Source organism: Micromonospora phaseoli, assembly GCF_900109115.1.
In the GTDB taxonomy this organism is placed as follows: Bacteria; Actinomycetota; Actinomycetes; order Mycobacteriales; family Micromonosporaceae; genus Micromonospora; species Micromonospora phaseoli.
The window spans coordinates 277527-292809 of sequence record NZ_FNYV01000002.1 but is presented as its reverse complement, the minus strand read 5'-3'; the positions used below and the strand labels follow the sequence as shown (position 1 = coordinate 292809).

14 protein-coding genes are annotated in these 15283 nt (G+C 71.7%); 13 read left to right on the top strand and 1 reads right to left on the bottom strand.

The features are described 5' to 3' along the window. Positions 1-4: 4 nt before the first annotated feature. From BMY89_RS06165 to BMY89_RS06110, 13 genes are all read left to right on the top strand, one after another. The gene (locus BMY89_RS06165) at positions 5-883 is read left to right on the top strand and encodes a branched-chain amino acid ABC transporter permease (RefSeq protein ID WP_092376297.1); all 879 of its coding nucleotides are present in this window, start codon (positions 5-7) and stop codon (positions 881-883) included. Next, on the top strand, positions 880-1983 hold the full coding sequence (locus tag BMY89_RS06160) for a branched-chain amino acid ABC transporter permease (RefSeq protein WP_092376294.1): 1104 nt from the start codon (positions 880-882) through the stop codon (positions 1981-1983). The genes BMY89_RS06165 and BMY89_RS06160 overlap by 4 nt, the downstream gene beginning before the upstream one ends. 65 nt (positions 1984-2048) lie before the next feature. Next, positions 2049-3329, top strand: coding sequence for an ABC transporter substrate-binding protein (locus tag BMY89_RS06155; protein ID WP_092376291.1), 1281 nt, complete (start codon positions 2049-2051; stop codon positions 3327-3329). 133 nt (positions 3330-3462) lie between these two features. Continuing rightward, the gene (locus BMY89_RS06150; RefSeq protein WP_092376288.1) at positions 3463-4248 is read left to right on the top strand and encodes an SDR family NAD(P)-dependent oxidoreductase; all 786 of its coding nucleotides are present in this window, start codon (positions 3463-3465) and stop codon (positions 4246-4248) included. Continuing rightward, positions 4241-4393 carry a hypothetical protein gene (locus BMY89_RS30265; RefSeq protein ID WP_170147665.1) on the top strand — a complete coding sequence of 51 codons (153 nt, stop codon included), beginning with the start codon at positions 4241-4243 and terminating at the stop codon, positions 4391-4393. The genes BMY89_RS06150 and BMY89_RS30265 overlap by 8 nt, the downstream gene beginning before the upstream one ends. 1 nt (position 4394) lies before the next feature. Continuing rightward, positions 4395-5630 (top strand): acyl-CoA dehydrogenase family protein, encoded by a 1236-nt coding sequence (locus tag BMY89_RS06145; protein WP_092376284.1) that lies wholly within the window; start codon positions 4395-4397, stop codon positions 5628-5630. 48 nt (positions 5631-5678) lie between these two features. After that, positions 5679-6326: a TetR/AcrR family transcriptional regulator gene (locus BMY89_RS06140; RefSeq protein WP_092376281.1), complete on the top strand. Its 648-nt coding sequence runs from the start codon at positions 5679-5681 to the stop codon at positions 6324-6326. A 114-nt stretch (positions 6327-6440) separates the two neighbouring features. Beyond that, a complete protein-coding gene (locus BMY89_RS06135) occupies positions 6441-9233 on the top strand; it encodes a helix-turn-helix transcriptional regulator (protein ID WP_092376277.1) in 2793 nt (930 codons plus the stop codon). 191 nt (positions 9234-9424) lie between these two features. Then, positions 9425-10396 (top strand): ABC transporter substrate-binding protein, encoded by a 972-nt coding sequence (locus BMY89_RS06130; RefSeq protein WP_092376274.1) that lies wholly within the window; start codon positions 9425-9427, stop codon positions 10394-10396. Between the two features lie 69 nt (positions 10397-10465). Then, entirely contained in the window at positions 10466-11266 is an 801-nt protein-coding gene (locus BMY89_RS06125; RefSeq protein ID WP_175510311.1) for an ABC transporter permease, read from the top strand. After that, a complete protein-coding gene (locus BMY89_RS06120; RefSeq protein WP_092376270.1) occupies positions 11263-12087 on the top strand; it encodes an ABC transporter permease in 825 nt (274 codons plus the stop codon). Before BMY89_RS06125 ends, BMY89_RS06120 begins: the two co-directional genes overlap by 4 nt. Continuing rightward, entirely contained in the window at positions 12080-12892 is an 813-nt protein-coding gene (locus BMY89_RS06115) for an ABC transporter ATP-binding protein (RefSeq protein ID WP_092376267.1), read from the top strand. The genes BMY89_RS06120 and BMY89_RS06115 overlap by 8 nt, the downstream gene beginning before the upstream one ends. 35 nt (positions 12893-12927) lie before the next feature. Then, positions 12928-13815 (top strand): PaaX family transcriptional regulator, encoded by an 888-nt coding sequence (locus BMY89_RS06110; RefSeq protein WP_092376263.1) that lies wholly within the window; start codon positions 12928-12930, stop codon positions 13813-13815. Here BMY89_RS06110 and BMY89_RS06105 read toward each other — a convergent pair. Next, complete coding sequence (locus BMY89_RS06105) at positions 13739-15265, bottom strand: acyl-CoA synthetase (RefSeq protein WP_198413965.1); 1527 nt, start codon at positions 15263-15265, stop codon at positions 13739-13741. The two genes, BMY89_RS06110 and BMY89_RS06105, sit on opposite strands and share 77 nt — an antisense overlap. Positions 15266-15283: the final 18 nt, after the last annotated feature.

Here is a 15283-nt window from a genome sequence, read left to right as displayed (position 1 = left end):
ATCGTTGGACCGCTTTCTCTTCCTCACTCTCGACGGCCTGTCGAGAGGCGCGGTCCTGGCCGCGTTCGCGCTCGCGCTGGTGCTCATCTGGCGGGCCGGTCGGATCGTCAACTTCGCGCAGGGGGCGATGGCGGTCGCCGCCGCGTACGTCGCGTACAGCGTCACCGCCGCGACCGGCTCGTACTGGCTGGGCTTCGCCGCGGCGCTGGTCGCCGGCCTGCTGCTCGGCGTGGTGGTCGACGTCGCGGTGATGCGGCTGGTGGACCACCGGTCACCGCTCAACCCCGTGATCGTCGCGCTCGGGCTGGTCCTGCTGATCCAGGCGGTCCTGGGCATGGTCTACGGCAACGAGTACCTGCCGGCGCGGGCACCGTTCAGCCGCACCGCGTTGACGGTCGGCGGCACCGCCGTGCTGTCCCCGTACGACCTGTTCGTCTTCGGCACCGTCGGCGTGGTCGGCGCGGCACTGGTCTGGATCTTCACCCGGACCGCGATCGGGCTGCGGATGCGCGCGGCGGCGTTCGCACCCGAGGTCTCCCGCCTGCTCGGGGTCAACGTGGGCGGCATGCTCACCCTCGGCTGGGCGCTCGCCTCCGGTGTCGGTGCCCTGGCCGGGATGCTGGTCATCCCCACCGAACTGGGACTGCACCCGCACGCGATGGATCTGGTCTTCGTCTCCGCGTTCACCGCCGCGGTGGTCGGCGGGCTGGACAGCCCGCCCGGCGCCGTCGTCGGTGGGCTCGGCGTCGGCCTGCTGCTCTCCTACGTCAGCGGCTACGCCGGCGGCGACCTGATACCCCTCGCGGTGCTCGCGCTGCTGCTGACGGTGCTGCTGCTGCGTCCCGGTGGGCTGTTCGCCCCGGTCACGGCGAGGCGGGTGTGAGCGCCACCCGGGCGGTCGCACCGCCCGCCCGCCACGCCGCCGAGCCCGTCCGCCCCGGCCGGAGCGTGCCGACCGTGCTGCGCCACCTCGCGTTCGCCACCGGCGCCGCGCTGGTGGTGCTCGTGCTCAGCTACCAGCTCGACTCGTTCCGCAACTTCCAACTGGCCACCGTGGCGGCGTACCTCTGCGCCACCGCCGGGCTGACCGTCCTCACCGGACTCTGCGGGCAGCTCTCGCTGGGGCACGGCGCGCTGATGGCGACCGGCGCGTACACCCTCGCGTTGGTGCAGAACGCCTTCGCCGAGCGGGGCCTCACCGCCGGCGGGTTGCTGATCCTGTCGCTGGCCGTGGCGGTGCTGGCCACCGTCGTCGTCGGCGCGGTCGTCGGGGTGGCCGCCGCCCGGCTGCGCGGCCCGTACCTGGCCGGGCTCACCCTGGCGGTGGCGGTGGTGGTGCCGGCGCTGACCGTCACCTTCAACGGCGTCTTCAACGGCGAGCAGGGCCTTTCGGTACCGATGGCGCCCGCTCCCCGGGCGTTGGGCCCCTACTTCCCGTACGAGCGGTGGCAGCTCTGGACAGCCGCCGTGGCGACGCTGCTCTGCCTGGTGCTGCTGGCCAACCTGGTTCGCAGCCGGTACGGCCGGGCCTTCCGGGCGGTACGCGACGACGAGGTCGCCGCCCGCCTGGCCGGGATCCACGTCGCCCGCACCCAGGTCATCGCGTTCGTGGTCAGCGCGGCCAGCGCCGGCCTCGGCGGCGCGCTGCTGGCGGTGCTCGCGCAGAGCGTCTCGCCCGGCGCGTTCGGTCTGACGCTGTCGCTGTTCCTGCTGATGGCGGTGGTCATCGGTGGTCTCGGTCGGCTCGCCGGCGCGGTGTGGGGCGCCTTCCTGTTGGTCGCCCTGCCCGACCTGACGCACTCCCTGACCAGCCTGTTCACCCTCTCGCCGGCGGCGGCACAGCGGCTGGAGGGCAACCTGCCATTGGCGATCTTCGGTGTCACGTTGATCGTCGTCATGATCGCCGCGCCCGGTGGCGTGCAGGGTCTGCTGTCCCGCCTCACCGGGACGCTGCGGGTCCGGTGGCGCCACCACCGTTCGTAGTCCGTCCCACCCACCATCCCCTCACCCCAATTCGCGTAACCGGACCGATGAAAGGTCGGTGTCCCATGCGATCCACGGCACGGCGCGGTCTCGCCATCGCCAGTACCCTCACTCTCCTGCTCACCTCCGCCGCCTGCGGCTCCGACGATGGTCCCGGTGCCGGTCAGCCGGTGCCCGGCGTCACCGACACGGAGATCGTCGTCGGCACCCACATGCCGCTGACCGGTCCGGCCTCCGCCGGCTACTCGAAGATCGCCCCGGCGACGAAGGCGTACTTCGACTACGTCAACGCCAATGGCGGCGTGCACGGTCGGAAGATCACCTACAAGATCATGGACGACGGGTACAACCCCGCCACCACCCAGCAGGTCGTCCGCCAACTGGTCCTGCAGGACAAGGTCTTCGCCATCCTCAACGGGCTCGGCACGCCCACCCACACCGGTGTGCTGGACTTCCTGCACACCAACCGGGTGCCCGACCTCTTCGTCGCCTCCGGCAGTCGCAGCTGGGACCAGCCCGACCGCTATCCGGGCACCTTCGGCTTCAACCCCGACTACACCGTCGAGGGCAAGATCCTGGCCAACCACGTGAAGACCGAGCTGCCCGGCAAGAAGGTGTGCTTCCTGGGGCAGGACGACGACTTCGGCCGGGACGCCCTGGTCGGGGTGGAGAAGGTGCTCGGCGCTGACGGCGTCGCGGCGCGCCAGACGTACGTCACCAGCAACACCAACGTGGCTCCCCAGATCGGCGCGTTCAAGTCGGCCGGCTGCGAGGTCGTCATCCTCGCCACCGTGCCCGGCTTCACCGCACTTTCCATCGGCACCGCCGCCCGGCTGGGATTCAGCCCACAGTGGCTGGTGTCGAACGTGGGCGCCGACCACCCGACGTTGTCCCGGCAGCTCGGCGACGCCGCCGGCCTGCTGGAGGGGCTGGTCGGCGTCAACTACCTGCCGATGCAGGGTGACACCGCCGACCCGTGGATCCAGCTGTTCACCAAGGTGAACGCCGAGCACAACGGCGGCGCGGAGTTCGACGGCAACACGGTCTACGGCATGGCCGTCGGTTACCTCTTCGTGCAGGTGCTACAGGCCGCCGGCCAGGACCTGACCCGCGAGTCACTGGTGGAAGCCGTCGCCAAGGGCGGCTACCAGGGGCCGGGAGTCGCTCCGCTGCGCTTCTCCGGCACCGACCACTCGGGGTACGGCGGCGGCCGGCTGAGCCGGGTCAGCGGAGGAAAGCAGAGCTACTTCGGCCCGACGTACGAGACCGACGAGTCCGACGGGCCGGTCAACGAGTACGCCGCCCCGGCGGTGACGCCACCGGCCAACGGCGTACCGACCGCCTGACCCTCTCGTTCCCGTGGTCCGCACCGCGTCCCGGTGCGGACCACGCCCGAACCAGTGGACGGAGAAACATGCCCCCGCCGAACACGCGGATCGTCGGCGCGCCTTCAGGGGTACTCGCGGCCCGGGGTGCCGGATGACCGCGTTCGCGCTGCCCGGCGCGACCGTCGTGGTGACCGGTGCGGGCTCCGGCATCGGGGCGGCGCTCGCCTCCCGGTTCGCCGCCGCCGGCGCCCGGGTGGTGGTCAACGACCTGGACGCCGGCGCGGCCCGGGCCGTGGCGGCGCGCGTCGGTGGCCACGCCTGCCCCGGCGACGCCGCCGACCCGTCCGGCGTGGCGGCGCTCGTCGGCTTCGCCCGCCGGCGGTTCGGCGGCGTCGATCTGTACTGCGCCAACGCCGGAGTGGCGCCCGGCGGCGGCATCGACGCGGTCGACGAGGCATGGGAGGCGGCCTGGCGGGTCAACGTGATGTCCCACGTGTACGCCGCCCGCGAGCTGCTCCCGCACTGGCTCGCCGCCGGGCGGGGCCGGCTGCTGGTCACCGCCTCCGCCGCCGGCCTGCTCACGCTGCTCGGCAAGGCGCCGTACGCGGTGACCAAACACGCCACGCTCGGCTTCGCCGAATGGCTGCGCGCCACGTACGCGCACCGGGGCGTCACCGTCCAGGCCCTCTGCCCGCAGGGTGTGCGTACCCCGATGCTTGCCGGGGCCGACGCGATGAGCAGCGCGCTGCTGGACTCCACCGCCCTGACCGCCGAGCGGGTGGCCGAATGTGTGGTCGAGGCGTTGGCCGACGACCGGTTCCTGGTGCTGCCGCATCCCGAGGTCGCCACCTGGTACGCCAATCGGGCCGCCGACCCGGACCGTTGGCTGCGCGGGATGAACCGCCTCCAGCAGGACGCGGAGCGTCCCCGTGGCTGACCGGTCCGGCGCCGTGGCTCCGCCTGACGCGGCGAGCGGAGCGGCGGCGCTGCCCGGACTCGACCTGGGCCGGCTGGCGGCGTACCTGGACCGGACCGCGCCCGGGCTGGTCGCCGAGGGCCTGGCCACGATTCGGAGGCAATGAGATGGACTTCCGCTACGACGAGACGACCGAGCGGCTGCGGGAGCGCCTGCGTGGCTTCATGGCCGAATGCGTGTACCCGGCCGAGCCGGTCTTCTCCGCCCAGGCCCGCGAACCCGACGAGCCGTGGACGGTGCCGCCGGTCGTCGCCGAGCTCCAGTCCGAGGCACGCCGGCGTGGGCTGTGGAACCTGTTCCTGCCCGGTGAGCACGGCGCCGGCCTGACCAACCTGCAGTACGCGCCGCTGGCCGAGATCACCGGGCACTGCCCGTGGCTGGCCCCGGTGGCGCTCAACTGCGCCGCTCCCGACACCGGCAACATGGAACTGCTCGCGCAGTTCGGCTCGGCCGTCCAGCGGGAGCGCTGGCTGGAGCCGCTACTCGAGGCCCGCATCCGGTCCGCGTTCGCGATGACCGAGCCGGCGGTCGCCTCCTCCGACGCCACCAACATCGCCACCCGCGTCGAACGGGTCGGCGACGACTACGTGATCAACGGCCGCAAGTGGTTCGTCACCGGCGCGATGGACCCTCGCTGCGCGATCTTCATCGTGATGGGACGGACGGACCCGTCCGCGCCCCGGCATCAGCAGCACAGCCAGGTGCTCGTGCCACGGGACACGCCGGGGGTCACCGTCCGGCGCGGCATGACGAGCTTCGGGTACGACGACAGCGACCACGGCGGCCACGCGGAGATCGACTTCGTCGATGTCCGGGTGCCCGTGGAGAACCTGGTCGGCACGGAGGGTTCCGGCTTCGCCATCTCCCAGGCCCGCCTGGGACCGGGCCGGGTGCACCACTGCATGCGGCTGCTGGGCATGGCGGAGCGGGCACTCGAGCTGATGTGCCGGCGGGTCGGCGAGCGGCACGCCTTCGGCGGTCCACTGGCCGAGCAGGGCGTGGTGCGGGACTGGATCGCGCAGGCCCGGGTGCGGCTGGAGCAGGCCCGCCTACTGGTGCTCAAGACCGCGTGGTTGATGGACACCGTCGGCAACCGGCATGCCCACACGGAGATCCAGGCCATCAAGATCGCAGTGCCGGAGACGGTCGAATGGATCATCGACCGGGCCGTTCAGGCCCACGGTGCGGCCGGGGTCAGCCAGGACACCCCGCTCGCCCGGCTCTGGAGCCGAGCCCGGGCGGTCCGGATCGCCGACGGTCCCGACGAGGTGCACCGGCAGTCGCTGGCCCGCCGGGAACTACGCCGGTATCGGGTCGAAACGCCCTCGCCGGCGCGCGTCTAGACTCGGCTCGCACGAACAGAAGACCGGACGGGGAGAGGACGGGCGCGGATGGGCAGGGCCGAGGCGCCGGACCGGGCCGAAGCGCCGGGGCGGGGCGAGCCGGCGGGCCGGGTCGACGGGCGGACCGCTCGGGCCGAACGCACCCGGGCGGCGATCGTCGAGGCGCACCTCGCGCTCATCTCCGAGGGCGACCTGCGCCCCACCGGCGAGCGGATCGCCGAGCGGGCCGGCATCTCCCTGCGTACGCTCTGGACCAACTTCAAGGACATGGAGACCCTGTTCGAGGCGAGCGGCGCGGAGCTACTCCGCCAGCAGGATGCCGCCTGGCGGCCGATCTCGCCCACGTTGCCGCTGGCCAAGCGGGTCGACGCGTACTGCCGGCAGCGGGCGAAGCTGCTGCAACTGATCGCGCCGTCGGCGCGCGCCGCGCAGATGCGCGAGCCGTTCTCCGCCCAACTGCGCCGGAACCGGCTCAAGCACATCGCCCGGGTACGCGACGAGGTCGAGAAGCTCTTCGCCACCGAGCTGGATCGAGCCGACCCGGGCCGGGAGCAGGTGGTCAACGCGGTGGTGGCGGCGAGCACCTGGCCGACCTGGTCGACCCTGCGCGACGGCCTCGGGCTGGGCGTGGACGCCGCCCGCGCGGTGATGGCCCGGACGGTCGGTGCCCTACTCGCGGAGCCCGCCGACCGCTGACCGGCTCCCGCCGGGCGGCGTGTCCGGTGGAGTGGCTGACGGTGGTGACAGCGATGGTCGCCTCTTTCCAGCTCAGCTCTTCTCAAGCGGTCTTCCATGGGCGAGACTCGATGCATGGTTTATGCATCGAGAGTGCAGATAACCGTGCTGCGGGGGCGGGAGCACGAGTGCCGCGAGATCCGGGAACTGCTCGACCGGCCGGCCGGGGGAGCGCTGCTGTTGCACGGGGAGCCCGGCGCCGGCCGTAGCGCCCTGCTGGCGTACGCCCAGCGCCATGCCGGCGGTCGCGCGCTGCTTGCCGCGACCGGCCTGCCCGACGAGGCCACGTTGCCCTTCGCGGGCCTGCAACGGCTGCTCGATCCCGTGCTCGACCGCGCCGCGGCGCTACCCGGGCGGCAGCGGCAGGTGCTGCGGTGCGCCCTGGCCGGGGAGGGGTGTCCCGAGGAGGACCGGCTCGCCCTGTCGACGGCGGTCCTGGGACTGCTCACCGCCGTCGCCCGAAACCGTCCGCTGCTGTGCACCGTGGACGATCTCGACCTCGGCGATCCACCGACCGCGCGCACCCTGGCCTTCGTGGCCCGGCGCCTGCACCACCTGCCGGTCACGATCCTGCTCAGCGCCGGCAGCGACACCGGCGTGGCCGGGATCCGCACCCACCGGTTGCTCCCGCTCGAAGATCGCGACAGCCGCAGCCTGCTGGCCGACCGGCGGCCCGGACCGCAGCCGCCCGCACCGGTGCTCGCGGCACTGACCGCGATCGCCGCCGGCAACCCGCAGGCCCTGGCCGACCTCGCCGACGCGTTGACCCCCGCCCAGTGGCAGGGGCAGGAACCGTTGCCCGGCGCGCCGCCTCCCGACGGTGCCCTGGCCCGCGCGTACCGGTCGCTGCTGGGCCGGCTGCCGGACGACGCCCGCCGGGCACTGCTGCTGGCCGCGCTCGCCGCCGATCTTGACGCCGACACCCTGGTCCGGGCGATCCGCTCCGCCGGTAGCAGCGTCGAGGCGCTGGCCCCGGCCGAGGCCGCCGGTGTGGTCCGGGTCGACGCACAGGGCGGGGTGGTCTTCGGTCGACCGCTCGTCCGCGACATGGTCGGGGCCGCCGCGTCCCGCACCGAGCTGCGCGCCGTCCACCTGCTGCTCGCCGACGTGCTCGACGCCGCCGGCCAGCGGCTGCCCCGGGCCCTGCACCGGGCCGCCGCCGCGGACGGCCCGGACCCGCTCCTGGCGACCGAGCTGGAGGCGGCGACGGCCGACGGTGTGGACGACTGGGCAACCGCCGCCACTGCGCTGACCCGGGCCGCCGATCTCAGCGATGATCCGTCACTTGCCGTGACCAGGCGGGTCACCGCCGCCCGCTACGCGTGGTTCGCCGGAGACCCCGACCGGGCCCGCGCGCTGCTGCACGCCGTGGCGCCCGCGCCGGTCGAGCCGAGCACTGGCGCCCCGCCGCCCTCCGCCCAACCGGCCGTGACCAGCGTCGTCGGCCACGCCGACCTGCTGCGTGGTGAGATGCGACTGCGCTGTGGCGCCCCGCCGGCCGCGTTGCCGACTCTGCTGGCCGCCGCCACCGCGTTGGCCGAGACCGACCGCGGCTCGGCGATGGTCGCGCTGGTGCGGGCCGGCGAGGCGGTCTGCTTCTCCGGTGAGCAGTACCGCTACGCCGAGGTGGCGCGTCGGATGGCCGCCCTGCGCCGCGACGGAGATCCACCGCAGGCGCAGCTGATGAGCACGCTGGTCGGCGGGGTCGCCGCCACCCTGCGGGGGGAGCACACCGGGGCTGGTCCGCTGCTGCGCCGGGCCGTCGTCCTCGGTGGCCGCCTGACCGGCGCCGCGCTCACCCCGACCGCGCTGAGCGGCGCGGCCGTGGCCGGCCTGCTGGTGGCCGTGGACGCCCCGGCACACCGGCTTGCCGACCGCGCCGTCGAGCTGGCGCGCGACCGCGGCGAGCTGTCGCTGCTGCCCCGGACGCTCGAACTGCGCGCGATGACCGAGTACTGGCTGGGGCGGCACGCCACCGCGATCCAGAGCTGCCAGGAAGGGTTGCGGGTGGCGCGGGCCGGCGGCCAGCACACCTGTGCCGCCGTGCACCTGGGCCTGCTCGCGGTGTTGGCTGCCGTGCGGGCCGAGCGGGACACCAGCCTTCGGTACGTCGCCGAGATGGGCGAGGCGGTCACCCCCGACAGCCGCCCGTACGCCCTCGCCCAGTGGGCCCTGGCGGTACTCGACCTGGTCGACGCCCGCTACGCCGACGCCGCCGACCGGCTCGCCGCGCTGGCCCGCGCCGGCACCGGGCGCGGGCAGGTCCTCGTCCAGGTGATGGCCACCCCCCACCTGGTGGAGGCCGCCACACATGACGGTCGGCCAGCGCAGGCCCGCGCCGCACTCGCCGTCTTCGACCGCTGGGTCGGCAGTACGGCCAGCCCGTCGCGCCGGGCACTGTCGGCCCGCTGCCACGCGCTGTTGGCGCCGCGCGGCAGCGCCGAGGCCGACAAGCAGTTCCGCGCGGCGCTGCGACTGCACCCCGCCGGCGCCACCTTCGAACGCGCCCGCACCGAACTGCTCTTCGGTCGGGAACTGCGCCGCAGTCGTCGTCCCCGCGACGCGCGCGACTACCTGCACCGCGCCCGGCAGACGTTCACGCTGCTCGGTGCGCAGCTGTGGGCGGAGCAGGCCACCACCGAGCTGCGCGCGGCGGGGGAGTCGGTCGGCGCACCGGACCGACCGGCGGCGCGCCTGCTCACCGGGCAGCAGTTGCACATCGCCTACCTGGTCGCCTCCGGCGCCACCAACCGGGAGATCGCCACCGCGATGTTCCTGTCCACCCGGACCGTCGACCATCACCTGCGCAACATCTTCCACCGGCTCGGCATCCGCTCGCGTACCGAGCTGGCCCGGGTGCTGGGCTAGTCACCCGCCGCCCAGGTCAATGTTCAATTTATTCATGACGGGCGTCAGAATTTCTTGACATTCGATGGCCTGTGGCTAACCATGGCCAACACGGCGGCGTGCCCTGCATCACACCGAGGTACACCCCAGCTCCGAGGCAGCCGCCGGTGTTGACGCACCCCCACCCAACCGCCCAGGAAAGGGCCTCGTCAATGAAGAAGGTCATCGCCCTCGGGTTGGTCGCCATAACCGCGATCGCCCTCACTGGATGTACAGATTCAGATAGCTCCCCGTCCGACCAGACCGACGGCGATCTGCGTCAGGTCCGGGTCGCGGCGCTGCCCATCACCGAGACCGCCGCGCTGTGGGGCGGCATCAAGGCGGGCCTCTTCGCCAAGCACGGCCTCGCGGTCGAGGTGCTCCCCGCCCAGGGTGGTGCTCAGGCCATCCCCGCGCTGATCAACGGCGACATCGACTTCGCCATCGGCCAGCCGTTCGGTCCGTTCCGGGCCGACCTGCAGGATCTTGGCGTCGTGGTGATCGGCAACTACGCGTCGTCGTACGCCGAAGGTGACGACATCAACGCCGTCGTGGCCTCGGCGAAGTCCGGCATCACCCGGCCGGCGGAGCTCGCGGGCAAGCGAGTGTCGGTCAACAGCCTGGGCGCGGCCGGCGACGTGACGATCATGGCAGCGGTGGAGAAGGACGGCGGCGACCCGTCCACGATCAAGTTCGTCGAGGTCGCCTTCCCCGACGTCCCGGCCCAGCTCGAGGCCGACAACATCGACGCCGCCTGGGTGCCGGAGCCCTTCGTCACCCAGCTGCGCGGTCGCGGCGACACCTTCATCGTCGCGCCGTACCAGGCGGTCGTCCCCGGGCTGGCCACCCTCACCACGATCACCACCAAGGAGAAGGTGGACTCCGACGCCAAGCTGATCGAGGACTTCACGGCGGCCATGAAGGAGACCCTTGAGTGGGCGCAGGACTCCGCCAACGAGGCGGCCGTCCGGCAGGCCATCAAGGACAACCTGGAGCTTCCGGAGCCGGTCGCGGACTCGGTGAAGCTGCCGGCCTTCGGTTGGGAACTCGACCGGACGAGCCTGCAGACGCTCGCCGAGCTGGCGCAGAAGTACAAGGTGCTCGACCAGCAGCCCAACTTCGACCGCCTCCTCCAGCAGAAGTAACCGGCAATCGCACGCCCTCCCCGGTGTCTCGTGCCGGGGAGGGCGCTGCCGCTCGACCACGGGAGTGATATGCGCGTCCCCTCCACCCGGCGCCTGCGCGCGTTGCGCAAGGCCTTGCTGGGCGTCGTCGGTCTTGCTGGATTCCTCGCCATCTGGCAGCTGATCCCGACGCTGGGCCTGATCAACTCGCAGTACCTGCCGTACGTGACGGACGTGATCGCGCGGCTCTCCGAGGAGCTCCGCGACCTGGCCTTCTGGCGCAGGCTGGGAGCCACCATGACGTCCTGGGCGATCGGCCTGGCGGTGGCTACGTTCGCCGCGATCGTCCTGGGCACGATCGTCGGCCTGGTGCCCTTCCTGCGTCGCGCGACCCACACGACGGTCGAGTTCCTGCGACCGATTCCGTCGGTCGCCCTCATTCCACTCGCCGTGCTGATGTTCGGCATCCAGCGTCAGGCCGCGCTCGTCATCATCATCTACGCGTCGTTCTGGCAGGTCTTCGTGCAGGTGATCTACGGCGTCGCCGACGTCGACGCGGTGGCCCGCGACACCGCCCGCAGCTTCGGCCTGACGCGCCGGGAGCGGCTGTCGCACCTGGTGCTGCCCACCACTTTGCCGTACCTGATGACGGGTCTTCGACTCGCCGCGTCGGTCGCTCTCATCCTCGCCATCACCGCGGAGATGGTGATCGGCAACCCCGGTCTCGGGCGAATGATCGAGCTTTCCCGCTCCGCCGGCGACTCTGTCGGCCTGTACGCCTTCGTCGTGGTCACCGGGCTGCTCGGGCTCCTGGTCAACCTCGTCTTCCGCTTCATCGAGCGGCGCTCGCTGTCCTGGCACCAGTCCGTACGAGGGGAGGAGGTCCTGTGACCGCGCACACCGGCAGCGTCGCCTCGACCGCGCGGGGGCGCGGAATCGGGTTCCGCGTCGGCGCCAGTTTCCTGCACGCGCTCGGACTGCCGTTCCTGCTTCTGGTGATCTGGGGGGTGGCGACCTCGACGTCGACCAACCGCTTCTTCCCCGGCCCGCTCACCATCTTCGAAGCCTTCGTGGACACCTGGGTCGGCCCGGCCTTCGTGGAGGACGTGCTGCCGAGCCTGTATCGCCTCGGCTTCGGCATCCTCGCGTCGATCGTCGTCGGTGTCGCGGTCGGCACCCTCATCGGCCTGGTCCGCTGGCTGCGCGAACTCCTCGAACCATTGCTGGAGTTCTTCCGGGCCATCCCGCCGCCGGTGCTGATCCCCGTGGTGATGCTGCTGCTGGGCATCACCGACACGATGAAGGTCGTCGTCATCGTCTCCGGCGCGATCTGGCCGATCCTGCTGAACACCATCGACGGCGTCCGAGCGACCGACAGTGTCATGACCGAGACCGCGGACTCGTTCCAGGTCACCTGGTGGGAGCGGCTGCGGTTCCTGGTGCTGCCGGCGGCCAGCCCGCGCATCATGGCCGGCGTCCGGCAGGGGCTCTCGGTCGCACTCATCCTGATGGTCATCTCCGAGATGTTCGCCTCGTCCTCCGGGCTCGGCTACCGGATCGCCTACTTCCAACGGAACTACCTCATCGCCGAGATGTGGAGCGGGATCCTCCTCCTCGGTCTTGTCGGTGTCTTTCTCGCCGTAGCCTTCGGCGTCGTCGAGCGGCGCGTCCTGCGCTGGTACCACGGAATCAGGGAGGTTTCCCGTGCCTGATCGGAGCACTCTGCTGCGGGTGGAGAGCCTGCGGAAGGTCTACGAATCCACGACCGGTGACGTCGAGGCGATCGGCGACGTCAGCTTCACGATGAATGCCGGCGAGTTGGTCTGCATCGTCGGACCTTCCGGATGCGGCAAGACCACGCTGCTGAAATGCCTCGCCGGCCTGCTGCGGCCCACCGGTGGTCTGGTCGAGATGGACGGATCGCCGGTGACCGGGCCGAGCCCCGCGATGGCCGTGGTCTTCCAGGAGTACGGCCGCAGCCTCTACCCGTGGCTGACGGTTCGGGGAAACGTCGAGCTGCCGCTGCGCCACAAGAAGCTCTCCCGTGCCGAGCGCGAGAAGCTCGTCACCGACGCGCTGGAGGCGGTGGGGCTGGCACACGCGATGCGCAGCCACCCGTGGCAGCTCTCCGGTGGCATGCAGCAGCGGGTGGCGATCGCGCGAGCCATCGCCTACCAACCCGAACTCATGATCATGGATGAGCCCTTCGCCGCGGTGGACGCCCAGACTCGCGCGGACCTTGAGGACCTGGTGCGTGAGCTGCACGCGACCCGTGGCATGTCCATCGTCTTCGTCACCCACGACATCGACGAGTCGGTGTATTTGGGGCAGCGTGTCCTGGTATTGTCCAAGTCGCCTACCTGGGTGCAGGAGGACCTTGCGATCGACCTCCCGCCCGAGCGTGACCAGATCACCACTCGGGCCCTGCCCCGCTTCACGGCACTGCGCACCCACGTCTACGACCAGATCCAGCGCGCCAAGCGCGGGCAGGGTGTCGCCCCGCCGTTGGCGCGGTGATCGAGTCGACGGTCGGACCGCCGAGAGGGAGAACTGTGCGCAGTCGTCAGCCGAAGCAACTGTTGCTCGCCTTCTTCGGTGAGCACGTTGCCGACGCCGCCACCGGACCGATCCGGGCGAGCGCCCTGATCGGCGTGCTCGAAGGTGCCGGGGTCGCGGCCCCGGCGACCCGCGCGACCCTCGACCGGCTCGTGCAGAGCGGCATCCTCGCGCGTAGCAAGAGCGGCCGGGAGATCCTGTTCTCGCTGACCGGGCACGGGACGGCGGTGTTACGCGAAGCGACGGACCGCGTTCGCGGTCCGCGCCCCTTCGACCCGCAGGGCACGGGGTGGACACTCGTCACGTTCTCGATCCCCGAGGGGCAGCGGACCCTGCGCCACCGGCTGCGCTCGACCCTCACCTGGGAGGGCTTCGTGCCGCTACGCGACGGCCTGTGGCTCGCGCCCGGCGAGGTCGACCTGGCCGGTTCGCTGGAGCCGCTGCGGCAGGATTTTCCGCCCAACGCCGTGGTTGCCTTCCACGCCCGCGAGCTGGCCGGGTTTCCGATCGGCGATAGCGTCCGGGCCGCCTGGGACATCGAGGCGATCCGGCGTGAACACCTCGCCTTCATCGAGACCTGGGACGACCCGGCAGCGGTGGCGCTGGCACCGAGCGCGCTGACCGTCCGGACGATGCTCGTGGCGGACTGGCTCGCGCTGCTGCGCGCCGATCCACGGCTGCCTCCGGAGTTCATGGGCACGCGGTGGCCGGCCGCACGGTCCACGGAGGTCTACCGACGGATGCACGAGAGACTGGCCGAGGACTCCGCCGCGGAGTTCGCCGCGCTGGTCACCGACCGTGGCGTGGCTAGGCGCCGAACCGGGCTCGAAGGTCTGCCTTCCGCACCTTCCCCGACGCAGTCCGTGGCAACTCGTCCACGATGATGACGTTCTTCGGCAGCTTGTAGCGGGCGATCCGGCCGTCGAGGTACTCCCGTACCGTTTCGGTGTCCACGGCTGCCCCCTCCCGCACGGTGACGATCGCCCACGGCACCTCTCCCCAGCGGGCGTCCGGTACGCCGATGACCGCTGCCCCGCTCACGCCGTCGATCTCGCCGATCAGGTGCTCGAGTTCGGGCGGGTAGATGTTCTCGCCGCCCGATATGATCATGTCCTTGATCCGGCCCGAGATGTAGAGGTAGCCCTCGTCGTCCAGGTAGCCGAGGTCGCCCGAGCGGAACCAGCCGTCCGCGGTGAACGCGGCGGCCGTCTCCTCGGGCAGCCCGTGGTAACCCGGGAAGACGTTCGGCCCGGCTATCTCGATCTCGCCGATGGTGCCGGCGGGCACCGGCACGCCGTTTTCGTCGGCGATCCGCACGTCGGCGAAGAAGTGCGGGAGACCCACGCTGCCCTGCTTCGCGCGGGTCATCGCGGGCGCCAGCGCGGTGACGCCGGGCGAGGCCTCCGTCATGCCGTAGCCCTGGGAGAACGACAGGCCCCGCTCCTCGTACGCGTTGAGGATGCGCAGCGGTACGGCCGAACCTCCGCAGGTGAGCTTGGCCAGCGTGGAGAGGTCGGTCGAGGCCCAGTCGGGATGGTCGGCCATCAACTGGTACGTCGTCGGCACACCACTGAGCATCGTGACACCGTGCCGTTGGATCTGTTCGAGCGCGCGTCCGGGCTCGAAGCCCTTCTCCAGGACGATCGTGGCGCCCTTGAGGATGACCGGTAGCGCCCCCATGCCCAGCGAGGCGACGTGGAACAGCGGCGAGATCATGAGCGCGACGTCGGTCGAGACGACGTCGTAGTCGACGACGCAGTTGAGGGCGACCCAGGTGAGGTTGCCGTGGGTCAACACGGCGCCCTTGGCCCGGCCCGTCGTGCCCGAGGTGTAGATGATCGCCGCGGGGTCCTGGTGGGTGACGTCCACGATCGGCGGCTGCGCGGTCGCCGTCCGGCGCAGTCGGGTGAGTCCCGGGGCCCCCGGGACGCCCTCCCCGGTGACGATGACGTGCGAGGTCCGGGTGCCCGGTAGGGCGGCGGTCACCCGCTGCGTGAACTCGGCGTCGTGGATCAGTACGCGTGCCCCGCAGTCGGCCAGGACGTGGGCGATCTCGGGCGGCGCGAGTCGGGTGTTGACGGGCACGAAGACCGCACCGAGCTGCGCGACCCCGAACATCACCTGAAGGAACTCGGGGCTGTTCTCGCCCAGATAGGCCACGGCGTCGCCCTTGCCGATGCCGTGCTGCCCGAGTAGCACCGAGATGCGGTCCGCGTCGTCCGCCAACTGCCCGTACGTGATGGCCGACTGGTCGCCGAAGATCAGCGCGGTCTTGTCGGGTGACTTGAGTCGACGCCTGCTCAGCCAGGCGCCGATTCCGAACCTGTGCATCATCAGTCTCCCGGTGGTGGC